A 21,415-nucleotide genomic window follows, 5' to 3' on the forward strand; every position below is an offset into this window, starting at 1 on the left:
AGGGCCGATGCCTGCGCCTCGACAGAAGGACATGGCAAACAGCCATGTCCGGTGTTTTTCAAACCAGTAGAAGGAGAAAAAATGGCAGCCCCATCCGCAGATACCGATGAACAAAACTTTTGGCCCGGCTATGTCGATTCCATGGTCAACATGGTCATGTACCTGTTGCTGTTGATCGCCATCCTGGCCATGGCCGTGATGTACTTTTCCATACGTGCCCGAGACGAGGCCAAGGATGCCAAGGCCACCGAAATGGAGGCGCCAGGCAAACCTTTCCCCAAGGCGCTGCCCGGCCCCAATGCGCTCGCACCGGTCAGTCCCAGTGCTGAGGAGCTGCATGCCCAGATCGAACAGATGCGCCAGACGCTCAACAACAACGAGGTCCGCTACAAGGCCGACGTGGCCGAGCTGAAGGAAAAGCTGCGCGAGAGCGACCAGCGCTTCAAGGCGTCCGGCCTGGCCAAGGTCGAGAAGCCCAACCAGAAGGAGCGCGGCAACAACATGAAGTCCACGCCCGAAGCCGACCTGGCCAAGGAAGGTGCCTCCGAGCGCGTACTCAACGCCAGCGGCACGGCCGGGGCGCTGCCCACCGGCGTGGAGCAGTTCGCCTTGCGGCCCAGCGTGCTGATCGTGCGCTTCCGTCCAGGTACCGTGGACCTGAATCCGGACGAAGCCAGGCGCATGAATGAGACCTTCGTCAAGCACTTCGAATGGAACCCCGGCGTGGAACAGAACTTCACCATTTCCTCGGCGGCCGTCGAGGGCTTGTCGGAGTCCAACCGCATGGCCTTCTATCGCGTGGTGGCGGTGCGTAACCACCTGCTGTCCATCGGTGTGCCGGCGGCCCGCATCCGCCAGCGCATCGAACCGGTCCCGGCTGCCCGCCAGAGTGGCACGGAAGGCCTGGAAATCCGTATCCAGAAAAGCGAATGAGGACGCCTGATGTCTGACGCCGCAAGTTCCATCGAGGAAGCCCTGGTCGGCAAGACCACTTATACGCTGGACGTGACCCAGGCCGGGACCGCGCTGCGCAAGATTCCCATCGAAACCATCCGGGACGTGCGCAGCCTCGGCATCGACCTGTTGCTGGTGTTGCGCAGCGGCGGCCAGATCCTGCTGCGCGAAGGCGCGCTGGATGCGCTGGTGAACCCTGAGCGGCGCCTGGAGTTCAGTGATGGCGTACTGACGTTGCAGCAGATTTTCATGCAGAGCGAGCAGTTCGATTTCCTCAATCAATCCGGTTCCAGCCTCGGACACGACCACCCTGTGGCCGATGCCGGCGGCCGGCACTGGCCGGAGTGGGTGCCCGCTTCGCCTTATCCGTTCGGAGGTTGAACATGGATGCGCCCATTGACAATGACAATGACAACGCGCCGGGATATGCCGTCGGCGGCAGCAAACAAGCCATCGGCGAGCGCCTCAAGGCGACGCGCCATATGAGCGGCCTGAACCAGCGCGACTTTGCCAGTCGCCTGGGAACTTCCGGCGCCTACATCAGCTGTGTGGAATTGGGGCACAGCATGCCGGGTGGGCGTTTCCTGCGATCGCTGCACAGGGAGTTCGACGTCAACATCAACTGGTTGCTGACCGGTCTGGAACAGGAACTGCCGCCACGCCATGGCTTCCACGTCAAGGTACTCATCGGTGATTACATCCGCGCGACAGAACGCGGCAAGGCGCTGGTGATGGCGGTAGCGAGCTTCCTGGTCGCCAGGCGCGGCTGAATATCGCCGCATTGGCCATTGCCGTGCTTGCCTTCCGGCGGCACGGGTCAGGATAGCGTCAGCAGCACCGTGGGCAACAGGGGTACGGGCGGCGCGAGCGGGTGCGTCCGTACAGAGGAGAGGATATGTTCAGTGAAGAAATTGGCGTCCGGATCAAGGAGATCCGGCTCGCACACGGCCTCAGCCAACGTGAGCTGGGTCAGCGCCTCAGTACATCCACCGGCCACATCAGCTGGCTGGAGGCCGGCAAGGCCATGCCCGGTGGCGAATTGTTGTTGCAGCTGTACCGGGAATTTGCAGTCGACCTCAACTGGCTGCTCACCGGCAGCGAGCCGGAAGTCCTGCCGCAGGAAAGCGATGCCGACGTGCGGCAGCTGATCGATCATTACTGCCGCACCGATGTGCAAGGCCGCGAGATCATCCGCAGCCTGGCCAGCTATGCCGGCCGCACTGGTACCTGAAAGGGCGCCTCCGCACACCTCTTCCTCTTGATGCAGGCGGGGCAGGGCGCCGCCCGATCATCTTCCCGCCGCATTGGCGGAGGATGCCTGCGTGGCGGCTGCCATGGTGGCTGCGCTTGCCTTGACGTCCCGGTTCAGGCGCCACACCAGCACCGAGGCCAGCAGCGTCGTGCCGACAATGACGTAACCGACCACGTCGAAATGCTGCAGTTGGCCATTGGGCCCCAGGGTAACGATATGCCCCGCCACGATCGAGGCCACGCCGCCCGAGAGCTGCTGGATCGACGAACTGATCGCATTGAAGGAGCCGCGCTGGGTGGTTGCCGGCACCGATGAGACCAGTGCCTGGAACGGGATCATGCGCGAGAAGATGCCCAGGAACAGCACTGCGTTCACCAGCACGATCATCGGCACCGTCACCGGCCCCAAATGGGTGTAGACCAGCACCATGATGATGGACAGTACCGCACCGAAGACGAAGACCCGGAACTTGCCCACCTTGTCAGCAGCGCGTCCGATCAGGGGACCGAAGGCGATGGTGCACAGGCCGGTCACCAGGTAGACCGTGGGCAGGTGATGGAGGTCGATGCCCAGGTTGCCCACCAGGTAGGCGCTGCTGAAGGGCATGAGCATGAAGCCGCCCGTCATCAGCAGGGCCGTGGTGGCAAAGGCGGTCAGGTAACGCGGTTCCGTGATGGTGTGATAAAGGTGCATCCATGCGGTATGTTCCTGCTTGAGCTTGAGGTGGCCATCCACCGGTTGCATCTTGAAGCTGACCACCACACCACCCAGCGCGCCCAGCGCAGCCATGGCCAGGAAGGGGACATGCCAGTTCCAGGCGTTGGAGAGGTAGAGCCCGATCGGAATGCCCAGCACCTGGCTGGCGGCAAAGGCGGTCTGGATGATCCCCATGACGCGTCCGCGCAGGTGCGGCGCGAACAGGTCGGTGGCGATGGCCAGGGTGATGGAGCCGATCACGCCGCCGAACAGGCCCGTGACGATGCGCGCCACCAGCAGGCTTTCGAAACTTTGCGCCAGGCCGCACCAGACGGTTCCCAGCACGAAGCCGCCATAGAAAAACAGCAACAGGCGCTTGCGATCGAAGCGGTCGGCAAAGCCCGCCGTGAGCAGGCCGGAGGCGCCGGCGCTGAAGGCATAGGCCGACACCACCAGCCCGAACTGCTGCGGCGTGATCTGCATGGCCGGCATGATCACTGCGCCCAGCGGCGACATCAGCATGAAATCAAGAATGACCGCAAATTGCAGGAAGGCCAGCAGGCCGACCACGGTCTTCTGGTAGCGGGTGAAGCCGGCCGGGGCGGCGGTATGGCTGGATGGGCTGGGCGGGTGCTGACTCAAAGGGGCTCCTTGGCGTAGGGGAGGCCGGCCTTGAGGCCGGCGCTGTCTTCGCGCCCCGGTCCGGGTGGGGGAATCAGGGCGCTGTGTCTGCGCTGACGGCTGGCCGCGCGCGATATTGTGCCGCCCGGAAGACATGGTGCATCAGGATCAACGCGCCAGACCGGGCAGGGCGGTTGCAAGAGTAGGCGCAAGCTCCAGCCAAGGCAAGTCGTTGATGTAAAGAGCGCACGGATGGTCAAGCCACGGTGGACTTGCCATCAGGCACATGAATGACGAAGGGCGAGACCCCCAGGCCCCGCCCTCAAACCGCAGGTTCTGCTCTGCTGCGGTGAAACTTCACTTCCCCATCACTGCTTGAGCAGGCTGCACTTGGAATCCGCCACCGTGGTGAAGGCTTGTTCACCCGGGATGGTTTCCAGCAACTTCAGGTAATCCCACGGCTTCTTCGACTCGGCAGGCGACTTCACCTGGTACAGGTACATGTCGTGGATATTGCGTCCATCCGCGCGGATATATCCCTTGTTGTAGAAGTCGTCGATGCGGGTCTTCTTCAACTGCGCCATGACCTTGGTGGCGTCATCGGTACCAATGGCTTCCACCGCCTTCAAGTAAGTCATCGTGGCCGAATACGCTGCTGCCTGGTGCGTGCTGGGCATTTTCTTCATCTTCTGGAAGAAGCGCTCGGCGAACTTGCGCGAAGGCTCGTCCTTGTCCCAGTACCAGCTGTCGGTCATCATCAGGCCCTCGGCGTTGGCCAGCCCCAGCGCATGGATGTCGTTGATGACCATCAGCAGCCCCACCAGCTTCATGGTCTTGGTCACGCCGAATTCCTTGGCCGCCTTGATGGAATTGACCGTGTCCTCCCCAGCATTGGCCAGCCCCAGGATCTGTGCCTTGGAGGCCTGCGCCTGCAGCAGGAAGGAGGACAGGTCCGAGGACTGCGGCGGATGCTTGATCGAGCCCACCACCGTGCCGCCACTGGCCTTGACCACGGCACTGGTGTCATTGGCCAGCGAATGGCCGAAGGCGTAGTCGGCCACCAGGAAGAACCAGGACTTGCCGCCCTGCTTGATCACGGCGCTGGCCGTGCCCTTGGCCAGGGCCACGGTGTCGTACTCGTAGTGCACGGTGTAGGGCGTGCATTCCTCGTTGGTCAGGCGCGCGGTACCGGCCCCGATGTTGATGTAGACGCGCTTCTTTTCGGCCATCACCTTGTTCATCGACAAGGCCGTGGCCGAATTGACGCCGCCGATCAGCATGTCCAGGCCGCGTTCGTCGGCCCATTCACGGGCGCGGGTGGCGGCGATGTCGGCCTTGTTCTGGTGGTCCGCCGAGAGCACCTCGATGGGTTTGCCCAGCACTTTGCCGCCGTAGTCGGCCACAGCCATGCGGATGGCTTCCAGCCCGCCCAGGCCATCGGTGTCGGCATAGGGGCCGGACATGTCGGTGATGAAGCCGATGCGGACCGCGTCGTTGGACACCTGGGCCATGGCCGGCCCGGCAAAAATGCCTGCGATGGCACAGGCGGCTGCCAGCTTGCGCAGCGTAGTCGATGGGTTCATGCGCTTGTCTCCTCGTTGTTATTGGCCGCCGGAAGCGGCTCAGGGTCATTCTCTGTGATCGGTACTTCAGCCGCGTCGCTCGGCCAGCAGCGACCTGGCGTAATCCACGCGCACATCGTGGCGGGCCACCATCTGCTGCACCAGCCATTCCATCTCGTGCGGCTCGGCACCGGCGGCCAGCGCAATATTGCGCGCATGCAGGGCCATGTGGCCGCGCTGTATGCCTTCGGTGGCCAGCGCGCGCAGGGCCGCCATGTTCTGCGCCAGGCCCACGGCCACTGCCACTTCGGCCAGCTCCTGCGCCGACTGCACGCCCAGGATCTTCAGGGCCGCGCGTGCCGCCGGATGGGTCTTGGTGGCACCACCCACCAGGCCCACCGGCATGGGAATCTCCAGCGTGCCCACCAGGTCGCCATCGGCAGCGATTTCCCAGTGCGTCAGCGAGGTGTAGCGGCCATGGCGGCAGGCGTAGGCATGGGCACCGGCTTCCACGGCGCGCCAGTCATTGCCGGTGGCGACGATGACCGGATCGATGCCGTTCATGATGCCCTTGTTGTGGGTCGCTGCGCGGTAGGGGTCGACGGCAGCAAATTCATAGGCATCGACGATGCCATCGATGACTTCCTCGCCACTGTACGCGTTGGTGGCCAGCACCTCTGCAGAAACCTTCACCCTGGCCCGTGCCAGCCGCAGGTCGGCCAGGTTGGAGAGGATGCGCAGCCGCACCTTGCCGCCGGTGATTTCCTCGATATGGCCGGCCACTGCCTCGGCCATGGTGTTGACGGTATTGGCGCCCATGGCATCGCGCACGTCCACGATCAGGTGGGTCACCACCATTGCGCCGCGCCGGGTGTCCGGGAAGACGTGCACCTCAATGTCCCGGCAGCCGCCGCCCAAGTCGTTGAGCAGCTTGTCGCGGCTGTTGGCGATGTCGATGATGGCCTGGCGGTCCTTGAGGATGGCCAGCCGTGCTCCATGCGGATCGGTCACCCCGAGCAGCTGGATCTGGGCGCGCATGAGCGGCGTGCTGCTGGAGGTCTGGAAGCCGCCGCAGGCCCGCACCAGCTTGGCCATGAAGGAGGCGGCGGCCACCACCGAGGGTTCTTCGACGGCCATCGGCACCAGCACGTCGCGGCCGTTGAGCTGGAAGTAGCCTGCCACGCCCAGCGGCAGCTGGAAGGTGCCGACCACGTTCTCGATCATGCCATCGGCCGTGGCCAGCGGCAGGCCGCCAGGTTGCCCCAGCAAGGCTTGCTCGCCTCCTCCCAGTCCGGCCAGGCGGGCGATTTCCGCCAGGCGCTGCGGCGGGGTCAGGGTGCGGAATCCGGGCAGTCGCGAATCGCTGGCGGAGTGGGTGTCACTGTGCATGCGCTTGTCTCTCTTTTGGTCGTGATATGAAGGCTTGGGAAAGGGCAGCGCTTGGAGCGGCCCTCTCCAGCGCTGGCAGAATAACAAGGGTGTACCATTGCGCATGGGTACAGTTGGCGCCAACAGCGCTGCAACTGTACCCAAGACAATCCCTTTGCATTGCAGCAAGATTCGATCACCCATGGCCCCAGCCCCGACCCTCACCCTGACCCGGACACTGGTGGAACTGATCCGCCGCCAGATCACCGAGGGCGCCTATGCCCCGGGCAGCCGCCTGCCGTCCATTCGGGCGCTGGCGGACCAGCATGGCTGCGCCAAGAACACCATCGTCAACGTCTTCGAGGAATTGACGGCGCAAGGCGTGGTGGAGCCCCGGCGCGGCTCCGGCTTCTTCGTCTGTGCCACGCCGCCGCGTCCCAAGGAGGAAGAGGAGGGCAGCCTGAGCCGCGCCATGGACGTGGTCTGGCTCATGCGTGAACAGTTGAAGCACGACCCCGGCCACCTGCGCCTGGGCGATGGCTTTCCGCCGGTGGAGTGGCTGCACGACGTGCGGCTGGACAAGTTCCACCAGAAGGTGGTGCGCACCGGCATGGGTGCACTGTTCGGCTACGGCAGCCGCTTCGGCTACCTGCCGCTGCGCCAGCACCTGGTGCAGAAGCTGGCCCAGCATGGCATCGAGGCTGCTACCAGCCAGATCGTGCTGACCCATGGCGCCAACCAGGCGCTGGACATCGTGATCCGCAACTTCATCCGCCCCGGCGACCGGGTGCTGGTCGATGAGCCGGGCTACTACATGTTGTATGGCAAGTTGAAGCTGTCGGGGGCGCGCATCATCGGCATTCCCCGCCACGCCGACGGGCCAGACCTGGAGGTACTGGAGCGCGAGTTGAAGCGCCCGGGCAAGGCGCCCCTGTTCTTCACCCAGTCGCTGGCGCACAATCCCACGGCGTCCGACACCGCGCCCCACAAGGCCCACCAGATCCTGCAGCTGGCCGACCGCTACGATGCCCTCATCGTGGAAAACGATGCCTTCGCCGACTTCAAGCCCGCCACCGCGCCGCGCATCGCCACCCTCGACCAGTTGCGCCGCACGCTCTACATCGGCAGTTTTTCCAAGTCGGTCTCGGCGGCGCTGCGGGTCGGTTTCATCGCCTGCCACCGGGACCTGGCCAGCGACCTGGCCGACATCAAGATGCTGGTGCACATGAGCAGTTCCGAATACTGCGAACGCACGCTCGATGTGATCCTCTCCGATGGCCATTTCAGCCGCCACACGGCGCGCCTGCGCGATCGCCTGCAGCAGGCGACCGACGCCGCCTGCCGGCAGTTGCAGCAGCTGGGCGCGGAGCTGTTCTGCGCACCCCAGCAATCGATGTACCTGTGGGCGAAGTTTCCCGGCTTTGCCGACGCCAAGCCATTGGCGCAGGCCTTGCTGGCGCATCACGTGGTGTTGGCGCCGGGCAGCATCTTTCATGTCGAGCCCGAGCAGGCAGTGCCCTGGTCGCGCTTCAACGTCGGCCTGCTGTCGGATCCGCGATTTGCCGCCGCGATGGCCGGCTTGCTGGATCGACAAGCCTGAATTCCCGCATGCTGGGGTGTTTTTGCGGTGCATTTCCGTGCCCGCCGGAAGAGAGCCGCCATTGCCCGTCTGTTCGGGGTTTAGTTGCCTTGTCCCGCTTGCCTGTGCGTGCCATAGTGCTCATCGATGGCAGTGGGGACTGCCGTCGTGACAACAATAATCAAGATGACAATGCGCAGGCGCCGCCCCGTAGCCTGCGCTAGGGACGGAAAACACATGAATATCCTTGGCAACATGAACATCGGCAAACGCCTGACCTTGGGCTTTGCCGTCATCCTGGCGTTTTCAGCGGTGGTGGTCGCCATCAGCCTGTGGCGGCTGGAGCAGGTCTCCACGGCCACGCGCGAGATGATGAACGACCCCCTCAAGACCGAGCGCCTCATGGGTGACTGGTACACCAACCTGACTGCCGGCATCCGCCGCACCCTGGCCATCGCCAAGAGCAGTGATCCGTCACTGGCAGCGTACTTCGCCGAGGAAGCCGCAGCCTCCACCAAGAGTTCCTCGGAGTACCAGAAGCAGGTCGAAGGCTTGCTGGTCACCCCCGAAGAGAAGGCGCTGTTCCAGAAGATCGGCGAGCAGCGCAAGGTCTACCTGTCCTCGCGTGACCAGATCGTCAAACTGAAGGCGGCAGGCAACGTGGAAGAGGCCATGCGCCTGCTTGATACGGTGTTCGTGCCGGCGGCTGCGACCTACCAGAAGCTCATGCGCGAATTGGTCGACATCCAGCGCAAGGCCATCGATGATACCGCCAAGGAAATCGACAACATCGCCGCCCAGAGCCGCATCCTGATCCTGGTGCTGGAGGGCCTGATCCTGTTGCTGGGCATCGTGCTGGCGCGCGCCTTGACGCTGGGCATCACCAAGCCCCTGCAAACGGCGGTGGTGGTGTCGCGCAAGGTGGCCGAAGGCGACCTGGCCACCGAGGTACAGGTCAAGTCAAGCGACGAGACCGGGCAGTTGCTGCAATCCCTGAAGGACATGAATGACAGCCTGCGCGGCATCGTCACCAATGTGCGCTCGGGTACCGACACCATCAGCACGGCCTCGGCCGAGATCGCCGCCGGCAACCTGGACCTCTCCAGCCGCACCGAGCAGCAGGCCAGTTCGCTGGAAGAGACCGCGTCGGCCATGGAAGAACTGATTTCCACCGTGCGCCAGAATGCCGACAATGCCCGCCAGGCGGCGCAGCTGGCGCAATCGGCCTCCAGCGTGGCCGAGCAGGGCGGTGGCGTGGTCAACCAGGTGGTCGATACCATGGGCGCCATCAATGCGTCCTCGCGCAAGATCGTGGACATCATCAGCGTGATCGATGGCATCGCCTTCCAGACCAACATCCTGGCGCTCAACGCCGCGGTGGAAGCCGCGCGTGCCGGTGAACAGGGACGCGGTTTTGCGGTGGTCGCTTCGGAAGTGCGCTCGCTGGCCCAGCGCTCGGCGTCTGCCGCCAAGGAGATCAAGGAGCTGATCAATGACTCGGTGGAAAAAGTCGGCGACGGCAGCCGCCTGGTCGAGCAGGCCGGCGCCACCATGCAGGAAGTAGTCAGCAGCGTGCGCCACGTTACCGACATCGTCGCCGAGATCAGCGCGGCCAGTGCCGAGCAGACCAGCGGCATCGAGCAGATCAACCTGGCCATCACCCAGATGGATCAGGTGACCCAGCAGAATGCAGCGCTGGTGGAGCAGGCGGCTGCGGCTGCCGCTTCCATGCAGAACCAGGCGGGACGGCTGGCGCAGATGGTCAGCGTGTTCCGGGTCAGTGAAGGGGAAGCCGTGGTGCGCCGGGAGATCGATGTGACCCCGGCCAGCCCGACGCTGCCGCACTGAGCCTGCTTCAGCGCAGGCCCGCGCCGGGCTGCTTCCAGTAGTCCGGCTGCGCATAGGCGTGCCGCAGGAAATCCACGAAGGCGCGAATGCGCAGCGGCAGGTGCCGCCGCTGTGCAAACACCGCGTAGATGGAAGGTGCCGGGGCGGCGAATTTGTCCAGTACCGTCACCAGTTCGCCCGCCTCGATGGCCGCGCCCACTTCCCACATCGAGCGCCAGGCCAGGCCGCGCCCGGCCAGCGCCCAGTTGTGCAGCACCTCCCCGTCATTGCAGACCATGTTGCCCCCGACCTTGTAGACGCTCACCTTGCCTGATTGCTTGAGGGTCCAGCCGCGCTGGCTGCCTTCGCTGCTCATGGCCAGGCAGTTGTGGCGCGCCAGCTCATCAGGACTGGCCGGCGTGCCATGACGGCGCAGGTAGGACGGGGCGGCCACGATCACGCGATGGTTCTCGGCCAGCTTCACGCTCACGAGGTTGGAGTCCGTCAGGGTGGCGATGCGGATGGCCACGTCGATGCCTTCACCGATCACGTCGGCAATACGATCATTCAGGTTCAGGGTGAGCGTGACATCGCGGTGCTCGGCCAGGAAGGAAGGCACCAGTGGTGCCACGTGCTGGCGGCCAAAGCCGGCCGGGGCCGAGATCAGCAATTGCCCGCTGGCACGGGCGCTGCGTTCGGACACCGCCGATTCGGCATCTTCCAGGTCGGCCAGGATGCGCTGGCAGTCCTCCAGGAAGGCCGCGCCCTCGTTGGTGAGCACGATCTTGCGCGTGGTTCGCTGCAGCAGTTTGACACCCAGGCGCTCCTCCAGCGCATCGAGGCGCCGGCCTATCATGGCCGGGGCGATGCCTTCCGCACGGGCGGCCGCCGACAGGCTGCCACGGGCGGCTACCTCGGCAAAGGTCGAAATCTGCTTGAACTGATCCATGCTGTCACCCTCCCCACGCCTTTCTATCGGCGGCAAAGCCGCGCCGCAACTGGCGCGGCGCGATGCGGCCATTATCGGCTCACTTGTGACTAAAACGCAAAGATAAATTGATAAAAGCTTTCACTCATATCGATTTGGTTTAAATATACTGCGTACATAAAGTGTCTGATGCGATGCAAAAAGCTGCACGCTCTCAGGCACAATCATGAAAACAAGATCACCCAGTCCATTTTTCTTTTTGAGGAGTCCAGCATGACGCAACTGAAGCTGCCCACCGGCATGGAAATCTCCGGCGAGATCAAGCCGGGTTACGAGAACGTCCTGACCTTTGAAGCCCTGTCGCTGGTCGCCAAGCTCTCGCGCGCCTTCGAAAGCCGCCGCCAGGAACTGCTGGCCGCCCGTGCCGAGCGCGTCAAGCGCCTGGACGCCGGCGAGCGCCCCGACTTCCTGAAGGAAACCGAATCCATCCGCACCGGCGACTGGAAGATCGCCCCCATTCCCGAGGCCCTGAAGTGCCGCCGCGTGGAAATCACCGGCCCGGTCGAGCGCAAGATGGTCATCAACGCCTTCAACTCGGGCGCCGACAGCTACATGACCGACTTCGAGGATTCCAACTCCCCGGTCTGGGACAACCAGATCAGCGGCCAGATCAACCTGTATGACGCCATCCGCCGCACCATCTCGCTGGAATCGAACGGCAAGAGCTACAAGCTCAACGACAAGATCGCCACCCTGGTGGTGCGTCCGCGCGGCTGGCACCTGGATGAAAAGCACGTCACCATCGACGGCAAGCGCATCTCCGGCGGCATCTTCGACTTCGCCCTGTTCCTGTTCCACAACGCCAAGGAACAGCTGGCGCGCGGCGCCGGTCCGTACTTCTATCTGCCCAAGATGGAATCGCACCTCGAAGCCCGCCTGTGGAACGACATCTTCGTGATGGCCCAGAACGAAATCGGCCTGCCGCAAGGCACCATCAAGGCCACCGTGCTGATCGAGACCATCACCGCCGCCTTCGAGATGGAAGAAATCCTCTACGAACTGCGCGAGCACAGCGCTGGCCTGAATGCCGGCCGCTGGGACTACATCTTCTCCTGCATCAAGAAGTTCAAGAACGACAAGGACTTCTGCCTGGCCGATCGCGCCAAGGTCACCATGACCTCGCCTTTCATGCGCGCCTACGCGCTGCTGCTGCTGAAGACCTGCCACAAGCGCGGCGCGCCGGCCATCGGCGGCATGAGCGCGCTGATCCCGATCAAGAACGATCCGGAAAAGAACGCCATCGCCATGCAGGGCATCATCAACGACAAGCGCCGCGATGCGACCGACGGTTACGACGGCGGCTGGGTGGCCCACCCGGGCCTGGTCGAAGCCTCCATGAAGGAATTCGTGGCCGTGCTGGGCGACAAGCCCAACCAGTTCGAGAAGCAGCGTCCGGACGTCGAAGTGAAGGCGGCTGACCTGCTGAACTTCCAGCCGGAAACCCCGATCACCGAAGCCGGCCTGCGCTACAACATCAACGTCGGCATCCATTACCTGGGTGCCTGGCTGGCCGGCAACGGCTGCGTGCCCATCCACAACCTGATGGAAGATGCGGCCACCGCCGAAATCAGCCGTGCGCAGGTGTGGCAGTGGATCCGCAGCGCCAAGGGCAACCTGGAAGACGGCCGCAAGGTCACCGCTGACATGGTGCGCGCGATGATCCCGGAAGAGCTGGCCAAGGTGAAGCAAGTGGCAGGCGATGGCCCGACCTACGACCGCGCCGCCAAGATCTTTGAAGAAATGTCCACTTCCGAGACCTTCGCCGAGTTCCTGACGCTGCCGCTGTACGAAGAAATCTGATTCAGATCCGCTTCAGTTGAAATGAAAATCCCCGCCACTCGCAAGAGGGCGGGGATTTTTTTGTGCCCATCGCTTCACGTTGCGAAAGTACGAAAGCAAGAAAGTGAAGGACGAAAAAAATCCCCGACGAGTCGGGGATTTTTTATCAGCTTGAAAAGCTTAAGCAGCCGGAACGATGTTCGAAGCTTGCTTGCCCTTCGGGCCGGTGGTCACTTCGAAGGAAACGCGTTGGTTTTCCTTCAGGGACTTGAAGCCATTCGATTGAATAGCCGAGAAGTGAGCGAACAGATCTTCGCCACCTTCATCGGGAGTGATGAAACCAAAACCCTTTGCATCGTTGAACCACTTGACGGTACCAGTTGCCATTACGGACTCCTAAATTTAATTGATTGGGGCTTGCGCCCGGCTCTTTATCGTTACTCGGGAGGAATGACAGCGAAGAACCGCACTACCAGCTCGAATCCTAACGACGCGACGATTATACTCATTAAATCGAGAATGCAAGCCATTTTCGGCACGAAAGTTCAATTAAAAGTTTTAATGGTTTTTTTCGGTGCTTTAGATTTCCATGCATGCCGGGAAATGGTGCAATCCGTCGCCCGCAATCCCTTGTCTGGTGCGGCTTTCAGCGTGTCGGTCGATGTCCTACGAGGTCCTGTCCGTCAGTTTCTGACAGGCCGTTTCAGCCGTTTTGGCGGTGGATCAGCACAACCGCTTCGGTGGCAATCCCTTCTTCACGGCCCAAAAATCCCATTTTTTCGTTGGTTTTCGCCTTGATATTGACTTGCCCCTCGGTAATGCCGAGGTCGGCCGCAACGTTGGCGACCATGACCGGGATATGCGGTGCCATCTTGGGCGCCTGCGCGATGATGGTGGCATCCACGTTGCCCACGGCGTAGCCGGCGGCAGCCAGCCGCTTGGCGGCTTCGCGCAGCAGCACGCGCGAGTCGGCGCCCTTGAATTGCGGGTCGGTATCGGGGAAATGGCGGCCGATGTCGCCCAGCGCGGCAGCGCCGAAGAGCGCGTCGGTGATGGCGTGCAACAGTGCATCTGCATCCGAATGACCCAGCAGGCCCTTTTTGTGCGGGATGGTGACGCCGCCCAGGATCAGCGGGCGGCCTTCCACCAGGGCGTGGCAGTCATAGCCCTGGCCGATACGGAAGGGGAAGGGTGAAGAAGCGTTCATGCGTGCGGACCTTTCAGGAAGAATTCGGCCAGCGCGGCGTCCTGCGCCAGCGTGACCTTCAGATTGCGGGGGCTGCCCTCGACCAGGCGCGGACGCAAGCCCAGCATCTCGATGGCACTGGCGTCGTCGGTGATCTCGCCCAGGCGGCCTTGGGCTTGTGCCTGCTGCAAGGCGCGCTGCAGCAGGGCATAGGGAAACATCTGCGGGGTCTGCGCCGCCCAGAGGCCGGCGCGCGGGACGGTCTCCTGCGAGCGGGCAGGGGTGCCGCCATCGCCGCGCTTCAAGGTGTCGACGACCGGCACGGCCAACAGGCCACCGACTTCGTCGCCTGCCAGCGCATCGAGAAGACGATCCAGCAGCGCCGCATCCAACCCGGGACGGGCGGCATCATGGACCAGCACCCGGTCGGCGTCGGCGACCTGGTCACGGATGGCGTTGAGGCCATTGAACACGCTGTCCTGGCGCGTTGGTCCGCCGACCCGCAGGATGCTCACGCGTTGCAACAAATCCTGCGTCATCAGGGAGTCAATCCAGCCATCTTCGGCACTGACCACTACATAGGTATGCGCAATGCGTGCATGGGCCGCGAAGGTCTGCAGCGCGTGCAGCAGCATGGGCAGGCCTGCCAGCGGCATATATTGCTTGGGGATCTGGCCGCCCATGCGCGCGCCCACGCCTGCGGCGGGGATGAGCGCAACGTGGCGGGGCGGGGAAGACGCGGACTGCGAAGGGTTCATGCCATGCACCTGGCCCGGCGCCCGCCTGGCGGCGGCTTGCGATGGGGCCTTCGTTTATAATGGGAGGCTGAATTCTAATGCCAATCCCTTGCAAGCGACCGGCATTTTGCGGCGCTGCCAGCACGGCCGCCGCCACCGGGCCTGCGCCGTTGCTCTACTCGAATCAAGTCCAAACCAAGCCGATCCTCCCGATCCTGATGTCTTTTGACCCGAAAAAAAGCCTGCCCAAGGCAGGTGTGCGTTTCCAGCCTCCCGCCGTGCACGGTTCCGCCGATGCCTATCTGCTGGCCCAGGCCGCGCTGGCCCTGAAGGCCGAAGGCCGCATGCTGGCCGTGGTGGTGGCCGGGGCCACCGATGCCCAGCGCCTGCTGGCTGAAATCCCCTGGTTCCAGCCCAAGGACGGCGAGCGCCTGCGCTGCCACCTGCTGCCGGACTGGGAAACTCTGCCCTACGACGCCTTCTCGCCGCACCAGGACCTGGTCTCCGAACGCCTGGCCACGCTCTATGAAGTGCAGTCCGGCCAGTGCGACCTGCTGATCGTGCCGGCCACCACGGCCTTGTTGCGCATGGCACCGCCGCAGTTCCTGGCGGCTTATACCTTCTTCTTCAAGCAGGGTGAAAAACTCGACGAGGGCAAGCTGAAGTCCCAGCTCACCCTGGCCGGTTACACCCACGTGGGCCAGGTGATGTCGCCGGGCGAATATTCGGTGCGTGGCGGCCTGATCGACATCTTCCCCATGGGCTCGGTGCTGCCGTACCGGCTGGACCTGTTCGGCGACACCATCGAGACCATCCGCACCTTCGACGCCGATACCCAGCGCTCGCTCTATCCGGTGCCCGAAGTCCGCCTGCTGCCGGGCCGCGAATTCCCCATGGACGAGGCCTCGCGCCTGGCCTTCCGCAATCGCTGGCGCGAAGTGTTCGAGGGCGATCCCTCGCGCTCGGCCATCTACAAGGACATCGGCAACGGCATCGCCTCGGCGGGCATCGAATACTACCTCCCGCTGTTCTTCGAAGAGACGGCTACGCTCTTCCAGTACCTGCCGGCCAATGCCATGTTCGCCACCGTCGGCGACATCGAACAGGCCATCAAACGCTTCTGGAGCGATACCCGCTCGCGTTGGACCTTCCTTCATGCCGACCGTGAGCGCCCGGTGCTGGAGCCGCGCGCCATCTACCTGGACGATGAAGATTTCTTCACCCTGCTGAAACCCCACGCCCGCTGGGTGCTCAAGACCGATGATGCGCCTTCGGCCATCTCGGCTCCGCTACCCAACATCGCCGTCAACCGCCGTGCGGAAGATCCGCTGGTCAACCTGCGCAGCTTCCTGCTCAAGGGCGCCGAGCGCGTGCTGATCTGTGCCGAGAGCAATGGCCGGCGTGAAACCCTGCAGCAATATTTTGCGGAATACGACCTGCATCCGGCGCTGTGCGACGACTGGAACGGTTTCCTTTCCAGCACTGAGCCGCTGATGCTGGGCGTGGCCCCGCTGCACGCAGGTTTCGTCACCGCCGCTGGCCTGGCGCTGATCACCGAGACTGAGCTGTACGCCGGCAGCGGCCGCCGCGCCGGCAGCCGCAAGCAGCAGGCCGCCACCGATGTGGAATACATGGTGCGCGACCTGTCGGAACTGAAGATCGGTGACCCGGTGGTCCACAGCAGCCACGGCATCGGCCGCTACATGGGCCTGGTCAGCATGGACCTGGGGGAGGGCGAGACCGAGTTCCTGCACCTGGAATATGCCAAGGAGACCAAGCTCTACGTGCCGGTGTCGCAACTGCACGTGATCTCGCGTTACTCCGGCGCCTCGCCGGAAGATGCGCCGCTGCATGCGCTGGGCTCGGGCCAGTGGGAAAAGGCCAAACGCAAGGCCGCCCAGCAGGTGCGGGATACCGCCGCCGAACTGCTGAACCTGTACGCCCGCCGAGCGCTGCGCCAGGGCCATGCCTTCCAGTATTCGGCGCATGACTATGAAGCCTTCGCCGACAGTTTCGGTTTCGAGGAAACGGCCGACCAGGCCGCCGCCATCAATGCCGTCATCAAGGACATGACCGGCGGCAAGCCCATGGACCGCCTCATCTGCGGCGATGTCGGCTTCGGCAAGACCGAAGTGGCCTTGCGTGCCGCCTTCGTGGCGGTGATGGGCGGCAAGCAGGTCGCCATCCTGGCACCGACTACGCTGCTGGCCGAACAGCATGCCGCCACCTTCGCGGACCGCTTCGCCAACTGGCCGGTCAAGATTGCCGAACTGTCGCGCTTCCGCACCGGCAAGGAAGTCTCGCAAGCCATCAAGGGCCTGGGCGATGGCACCATCGATATCGTCATCGGTACCCACAAGCTGCTCTCCGATGAGGTGAAGTTCTCGCGCCTGGGCCTGGTCATCATCGATGAAGAACATCGTTTCGGTGTGCGCCAGAAGGAAGCCCTGAAGTCGCTGCGCGCCGAGGTGGATGTCTTGACGCTGACCGCCACGCCGATCCCGCGGACCCTGGGCATGGCGCTGGAAGGCCTGCGCGATTTCTCGGTGATCGCCACCGCGCCGCAGAAGCGCCTGGCCATCAAGACCTTCGTGCGCGCCGAGCAGGAATCGACCATCCGCGAAGCCTGCCTGCGCGAGTTGAAGCGCGGCGGCCAGGTCTACTTCCTGCACAACGAAGTGGAAACCATTGCCAACCGCAAGGCCGCGCTGGAGCAGCTGTTGCCGGAAGCCCGCATCGGTGTGGCGCACGGCCAGATGCACGAGCGCGACCTGGAAAAGGTGATGCGTGATTTCGTGGCGCAGCGCTTCAACATCCTGCTCTGTACCACCATCATCGAGACCGGCATCGACGTGCCGACCGCCAACACCATCATCATGCATCGCGCCGACAAGTTCGGCCTGGCGCAGCTGCACCAGTTGCGTGGCCGGGTCGGCCGTTCGCACCACCAGGCCTATGCCTACCTGCTGGTGCAGGATGTGCAGGGCTTGTCCAAGCAGGCGCAGCGCCGGCTGGAAGCCATCCAGCAGATGGAGGAACTGGGCAGCGGCTTCTATCTCGCCATGCACGACCTGGAAATCCGTGGTGCCGGCGAGGTGCTGGGCGATCACCAGTCGGGCGAGATCCACGAGATCGGTTTCCAGATGTATTCGGACATGTTGAACGAGGCCGTGCGCGCCCTGAAGGATGGCCGCGAACCGGACCTGGCGGCGCCGCTCTCGACCACCACCGAGATCAACCTGCATGCCCCCGCCTTGCTGCCCAATGACTTCTGCGGCGATGTGCATGAACGCCTCTCGCTCTACAAGCGCTTCGCCAACTGCGAGAAGGCCGACGCCATCGATGCCTTGCAGGAAGAACTGATCGACCGCTTCGGCAAGCTGCCTGATGCCGCCAAGGCCTTGATCGAAACGCACCGCCTGCGCATTGCCGCCAAGCCGCTGGGCATCATCAAGATCGATGCGCATTCGGAAGCGGCGCTGTTGCAGTTCGTTCCCAATCCGCCGATCGACGCCATGCGCATCATCGAGCTGGTGCAGAAGAACCGCCAGGTCAAGCTCAATGGCCCGGACAAGCTGCGCATCACGGCCAGCATGCCGGACCTCAATGCCCGCGTGCAGCAGGTCAAGGCGACCATGAAGGCGCTTACCGGCTGAACCGCTTCCCGGCCGCGCATTACCGAATCCCACCGCATCCATGAATCAACAGAACAACATGAACCTGATCCTGCAAGCCCCCAAGCACCACGCTGTTTCTTCTTCGGCCATCGAGACCATTGCGGAGTTGGCCGGTGGCCGCGCCGAACGCATCAGTGATAGCCACGTACCGGAGGCCGACGCCTGGCGCGTGGCTGGCGTAAGCCAGAGCGATGCACTCAAGGCCAGCATCGATGCGGCCTGCCTGCAGGCACGCCTGGACTATGCCTTCATCGAAGAGGGCCGCAAGCTGTCCGATTTCCGCCTGGTGGCGATGGACATGGATTCCACCCTCATCACCATCGAATGCATCGATGAGATCGCCGACATGCAGGGTTTGAAGCCGCAGGTGGCCGAGATCACCGAAGCCGCCATGCGCGGCGAGATCGAGTTCAACGAAAGCCTGACCCGCCGCGTGGCATTGCTCAAGGGCCTGGATGCGGGTGCGCTGCAGCGGGTCTACGATGAACGCCTGCAGCTGTCCTTGGGCGCGGAAAACATGCTCAAGGCAGTGCAGGCCGCAGGCCTGAAGACGCTGCTGGTCTCGGGCGGCTTCACTTTCTTTACCGACCGCATGAAGGCACGCCTGAACCTGGACTACACCCACGCCAACACCCTGGAAGTGGCCGACGGCAAGCTCACCGGCAAGGTGGTCGGCGGCATCGTCAATGCCGAGGAGAAGCGTTCGACGGTGGAGCGTATCTGCCGCGAGATTGGCGCCGAACCGGGCCAGGCCATCGTCATGGGTGATGGTGCGAATGACCTGCGCATGATGGGCATCGCGGGCCTGTCGGTGGCCTTCCGCGCCAAGCCGGTGGTGCGTGCCCAGGCCAGTGTGGGCTTGAATTTCGTGGGACTGGACGGCATCTTGAATCTGCTGGCCTGACCTCGGGGCCGGTTTCCCCTCACTTCAGGAGACACGATGAACCAGGAACTGGTATTCGATCCGCAGACCCAGACCGGCCGAGACCTGGTCTGGTGGCTCTATCTGGCACATGCCGCCTGCCTGGTATTTTCGCTGGGCATGCTGTCCTGGCTGCCCCTGATCGTCAATTACCTCAAGCGCGGCGACGTGCGCGAGACCTTCCTCTACACGCACCATCGCTGGCAGATCCGTTCCTTCTGGTGGTACCTGTTCTGGCTGTTCGCCGGCGGCGTGCTGTGGGCGACGGTGATCGGCATTCCCGTGGCGATCCTGGTGTTCTCGCTGGCCTGGATCTGGAAAGCCTACCGGCTCATCAAGGGCTTCCTCGACCTGCAGGACAACAAGCCCATGCCGGTCTGATGCGGCACTTGGATGCTTCCTGCGCTCAAACGGCACCTTCGGGTGCCGTTTTTGTTTCCTTCGGGCAAAGAAAGCTTGCGCAAGGGATAATAGTGATATTGAAAGATTTCAATGATAATCTCGAAGTATTACTAGATAGCATTAGAGCTAGAACCCAGCGAACTTTCGTTCACGCGCGCCCCTCTGCGAGCGCCGGGGCGGGGACGCTCACTCCAAAGGGGGAAACCTGCGCATGAAGAACTGGACGATCAAGCAACGCATCCTCGGGAGCTTCGGGCTCATCCTGCTGCTCATGGCCGTCATGGCCGGGATTTCAGCGGTCAACCTGGGGCGCATCGAGAAGAGCGCGACGGCCCTCCGCGAGGACTCCACCCCAGGCCTTTACTACAGTACCCAGATCAACGCCGCCTGGTATGAAAACCTGCTGATGACCCAGCAGATCATCCAGATCGATACCAGCGAGGCCGAGCGCCAGGCCGACCTGGCCCTGCTGCGCCGCAACGCCGAGCGCCTGGACCGCCTCCAGGAAGATTACGACAAGACCATCTTCAGCGATGGCGACCGCAAGCTCTTCGAGCAATTCAAGGAAACGCGGCAAAAGTATCGCGCCATCGTCAGCGAAGTCTTGAAGATGGACTTCAGCCAGCGCGCCCCCATCGACAAGATCGTCAATGACCAGATCCGTCCGCAATGGCGCATCGGCTACCAGTTGACGCAGCGCATGGTCGACACCAACAAGGCCATTGCCGAAGACGCCGCCCAGCGTATCGGCGACGCCGTCAACTCGGCCCAGTTCACCCTGATGACGGCGCTCATGGCCGCGCTGCTGGTGGCGCTGGTGTGTGGTTTCTTCCTGATGCGCGCCATCAACGAACCGCTGCAGAAGCTCATGGGCCTGCTCGACATCATGCGTTCGGGCGACTTCTCGCGCCGCGTGGCGCTGGACCGCAACGATGAATTCGGCATCCTCGGCAATGGTTTTGACCGCATGACCGATGAACTGACCGCGCTGGTCTCGCAGGCACAGAAGTCCTCGGCGCGCGTGGCCACGTCGGTCACCGAGATCGCCGCCACCGCCCGCCAGCAACAGGCCACCGCCGCCGAAACGGCCGCCACCACCACCGAGATCGGCGCCACCTCGCGCGAGATCCACGCGACCTCGCGTGACCTGGTGCGCACCATGAATGAAGTGTCGGTGGTCTCCGAACAGACTTCGGCGCTGGCCGGCAGCGGCCAGGCGGGCTTGACCCGCATGGGCGACACCATGCAGAACGTGATGGACGCGGCCGGTTCGGTCAGCGCCAAACTGGCCATCCTCAACGAGAAGGCGGGCAACATCAACCAGGTCGTCACCACCATTACCAAGGTGGCCGACCAGACCAACCTGCTGTCGCTGAACGCCGCCATCGAGGCCGAGAAGGCCGGCGAGCATGGTCGTGGCTTCTCGGTAGTGGCCACCGAGATCCGCCGGCTGGCCGACCAGACTGCCGTGGCCACCTACGACATCGAAGTCATGGTCAAGGAAATCCAGTCGGCCGTGGCGGCCGGCGTGATGGGCATGGACAAGTTCTCCGACCAGGTCCGGCGCGGCATGCAGGATGTGCAGACTGCCGGCAGCCAGCTCTCGCAGATCATTGCGCAGGTGCAGGCGCTGGCACCGCGCTTCCAGATCGTCAACGAAGGCATGCAGGCCCAGGCCAGCAGCGCCGAGCAGATCAACCAGGCGCTGGTGCAGCTCTCCGAGGCGGCCCAGCAGACGGTGGAGTCGCTGCAGCAATCGAGCCAGGCCATCGACGAACTCAATGTGGTCTCCAATGAATTGCGCAATGGTGTTTCGCGCTTCAAGGTGACGGACTGAGCACCGGACCGGTCCAGCCCAGCGTGCT

Annotated in this window: 18 protein-coding genes; 11 read left to right on the top strand and 7 right to left on the bottom strand. The window is 63.4% G+C overall.

Annotation, left to right across the window (positions count from 1 at the left end):
* Positions 1-81: 81 nt before the first annotated feature.
* The 4 genes from FYB76_RS10365 (at position 82) to FYB76_RS10380 (ending at position 2,185) form a co-directional block, all read left to right on the top strand.
* Positions 82-933 (top strand): vesicle formation protein, encoded by an 852-nt coding sequence (locus FYB76_RS10365; RefSeq protein ID WP_154133597.1) that lies wholly within the window; start codon positions 82-84, stop codon positions 931-933.
* Positions 934-942: 9 nt separating this feature from the next.
* A complete protein-coding gene (locus tag FYB76_RS10370; protein ID WP_088753303.1) occupies positions 943-1,335 on the top strand; it encodes a hypothetical protein in 393 nt (130 codons plus the stop codon).
* Between the two features lie 2 nt (positions 1,336-1,337).
* A complete protein-coding gene (locus tag FYB76_RS10375; RefSeq protein WP_088753304.1) occupies positions 1,338-1,724 on the top strand; it encodes a helix-turn-helix domain-containing protein in 387 nt (128 codons plus the stop codon).
* Positions 1,725-1,849: 125 nt separating this feature from the next.
* On the top strand, positions 1,850-2,185 hold the full coding sequence (locus FYB76_RS10380; RefSeq protein ID WP_088753305.1) for a helix-turn-helix domain-containing protein: 336 nt from the start codon (positions 1,850-1,852) through the stop codon (positions 2,183-2,185).
* A 57-nt stretch (positions 2,186-2,242) separates the two neighbouring features.
* On the opposite strand, the gene FYB76_RS10385 is transcribed toward FYB76_RS10380, so the two are convergent.
* The 3 genes from FYB76_RS10385 to FYB76_RS10395 all read right to left on the bottom strand — a co-directional run bounded on the left by FYB76_RS10385 (position 2,243) and on the right by FYB76_RS10395 (position 6,474).
* Entirely contained in the window at positions 2,243-3,544 is a 1,302-nt protein-coding gene (locus FYB76_RS10385) for an MFS transporter (RefSeq protein WP_154133598.1), read from the bottom strand.
* 347 nt (positions 3,545-3,891) lie between these two features.
* Positions 3,892-5,106 (bottom strand): ABC transporter substrate-binding protein, encoded by a 1,215-nt coding sequence (locus tag FYB76_RS10390; RefSeq protein WP_088753307.1) that lies wholly within the window; start codon positions 5,104-5,106, stop codon positions 3,892-3,894.
* Positions 5,107-5,172: 66 nt separating this feature from the next.
* Positions 5,173-6,474 (bottom strand): hydroxymethylglutaryl-CoA reductase, degradative, encoded by a 1,302-nt coding sequence (locus FYB76_RS10395; RefSeq protein ID WP_088753308.1) that lies wholly within the window; start codon positions 6,472-6,474, stop codon positions 5,173-5,175.
* Between the two features lie 181 nt (positions 6,475-6,655).
* Between FYB76_RS10395 and FYB76_RS10400 the strand changes: the two genes are divergently transcribed.
* On the top strand, positions 6,656-8,053 hold the full coding sequence (locus tag FYB76_RS10400) for a PLP-dependent aminotransferase family protein (RefSeq protein WP_154133599.1): 1,398 nt from the start codon (positions 6,656-6,658) through the stop codon (positions 8,051-8,053).
* Between the two features lie 216 nt (positions 8,054-8,269).
* Entirely contained in the window at positions 8,270-9,880 is a 1,611-nt protein-coding gene (locus FYB76_RS10405) for a methyl-accepting chemotaxis protein (protein WP_154133600.1), read from the top strand.
* A 7-nt stretch (positions 9,881-9,887) separates the two neighbouring features.
* On the opposite strand, the gene FYB76_RS10410 is transcribed toward FYB76_RS10405, so the two are convergent.
* Positions 9,888-10,808 (bottom strand): LysR family transcriptional regulator, encoded by a 921-nt coding sequence (locus tag FYB76_RS10410; protein ID WP_154133601.1) that lies wholly within the window; start codon positions 10,806-10,808, stop codon positions 9,888-9,890.
* A gap of 252 nt (positions 10,809-11,060) precedes the next feature.
* Between FYB76_RS10410 and aceB the strand changes: the two genes are divergently transcribed.
* A complete protein-coding gene (aceB, locus tag FYB76_RS10415) occupies positions 11,061-12,647 on the top strand; it encodes a malate synthase A (RefSeq protein WP_088753312.1) in 1,587 nt (528 codons plus the stop codon).
* 159 nt (positions 12,648-12,806) lie between these two features.
* On the opposite strand, the gene FYB76_RS10420 is transcribed toward aceB, so the two are convergent.
* From FYB76_RS10420 to ispD, 3 genes are all read right to left on the bottom strand, one after another.
* Positions 12,807-13,013 carry a cold-shock protein gene (locus FYB76_RS10420; protein WP_006464465.1) on the bottom strand — a complete coding sequence of 69 codons (207 nt, stop codon included), beginning with the start codon at positions 13,011-13,013 and terminating at the stop codon, positions 12,807-12,809.
* Positions 13,014-13,329: 316 nt separating this feature from the next.
* A complete protein-coding gene (ispF, locus tag FYB76_RS10425) occupies positions 13,330-13,833 on the bottom strand; it encodes a 2-C-methyl-D-erythritol 2,4-cyclodiphosphate synthase (RefSeq protein ID WP_088753313.1) in 504 nt (167 codons plus the stop codon).
* Entirely contained in the window at positions 13,830-14,570 is a 741-nt protein-coding gene (gene ispD / locus FYB76_RS10430; RefSeq protein WP_154133602.1) for a 2-C-methyl-D-erythritol 4-phosphate cytidylyltransferase, read from the bottom strand. Before ispD ends, ispF begins: the two co-directional genes overlap by 4 nt.
* Positions 14,571-14,767: 197 nt before the next feature.
* Between ispD and mfd the strand changes: the two genes are divergently transcribed.
* The 4 genes from mfd (at position 14,768) to FYB76_RS10450 (ending at position 21,387) form a co-directional block, all read left to right on the top strand.
* Positions 14,768-18,205: a transcription-repair coupling factor gene (mfd, locus tag FYB76_RS10435; protein ID WP_154133603.1), complete on the top strand. Its 3,438-nt coding sequence runs from the start codon at positions 14,768-14,770 to the stop codon at positions 18,203-18,205.
* A 40-nt stretch (positions 18,206-18,245) separates the two neighbouring features.
* A complete protein-coding gene (serB, locus tag FYB76_RS10440) occupies positions 18,246-19,130 on the top strand; it encodes a phosphoserine phosphatase SerB (RefSeq protein ID WP_154133604.1) in 885 nt (294 codons plus the stop codon).
* Between the two features lie 36 nt (positions 19,131-19,166).
* Positions 19,167-19,529, top strand: a complete 363-nt coding sequence (locus FYB76_RS10445) for a hypothetical protein (protein ID WP_088753317.1) — start codon at positions 19,167-19,169, stop codon at positions 19,527-19,529.
* Positions 19,530-19,761: 232 nt separating this feature from the next.
* The gene (locus tag FYB76_RS10450; RefSeq protein ID WP_154133605.1) at positions 19,762-21,387 is read left to right on the top strand and encodes a methyl-accepting chemotaxis protein; all 1,626 of its coding nucleotides are present in this window, start codon (positions 19,762-19,764) and stop codon (positions 21,385-21,387) included.
* The last annotated feature ends 28 nt before the right edge of the window (positions 21,388-21,415 follow it).

Origin of the sequence: Herbaspirillum sp. CAH-3, from assembly GCF_009668275.1 — a bacterium.
Lineage (GTDB): Bacteria > Pseudomonadota > Gammaproteobacteria > Burkholderiales > Burkholderiaceae_D > Herbaspirillum > Herbaspirillum aquaticum.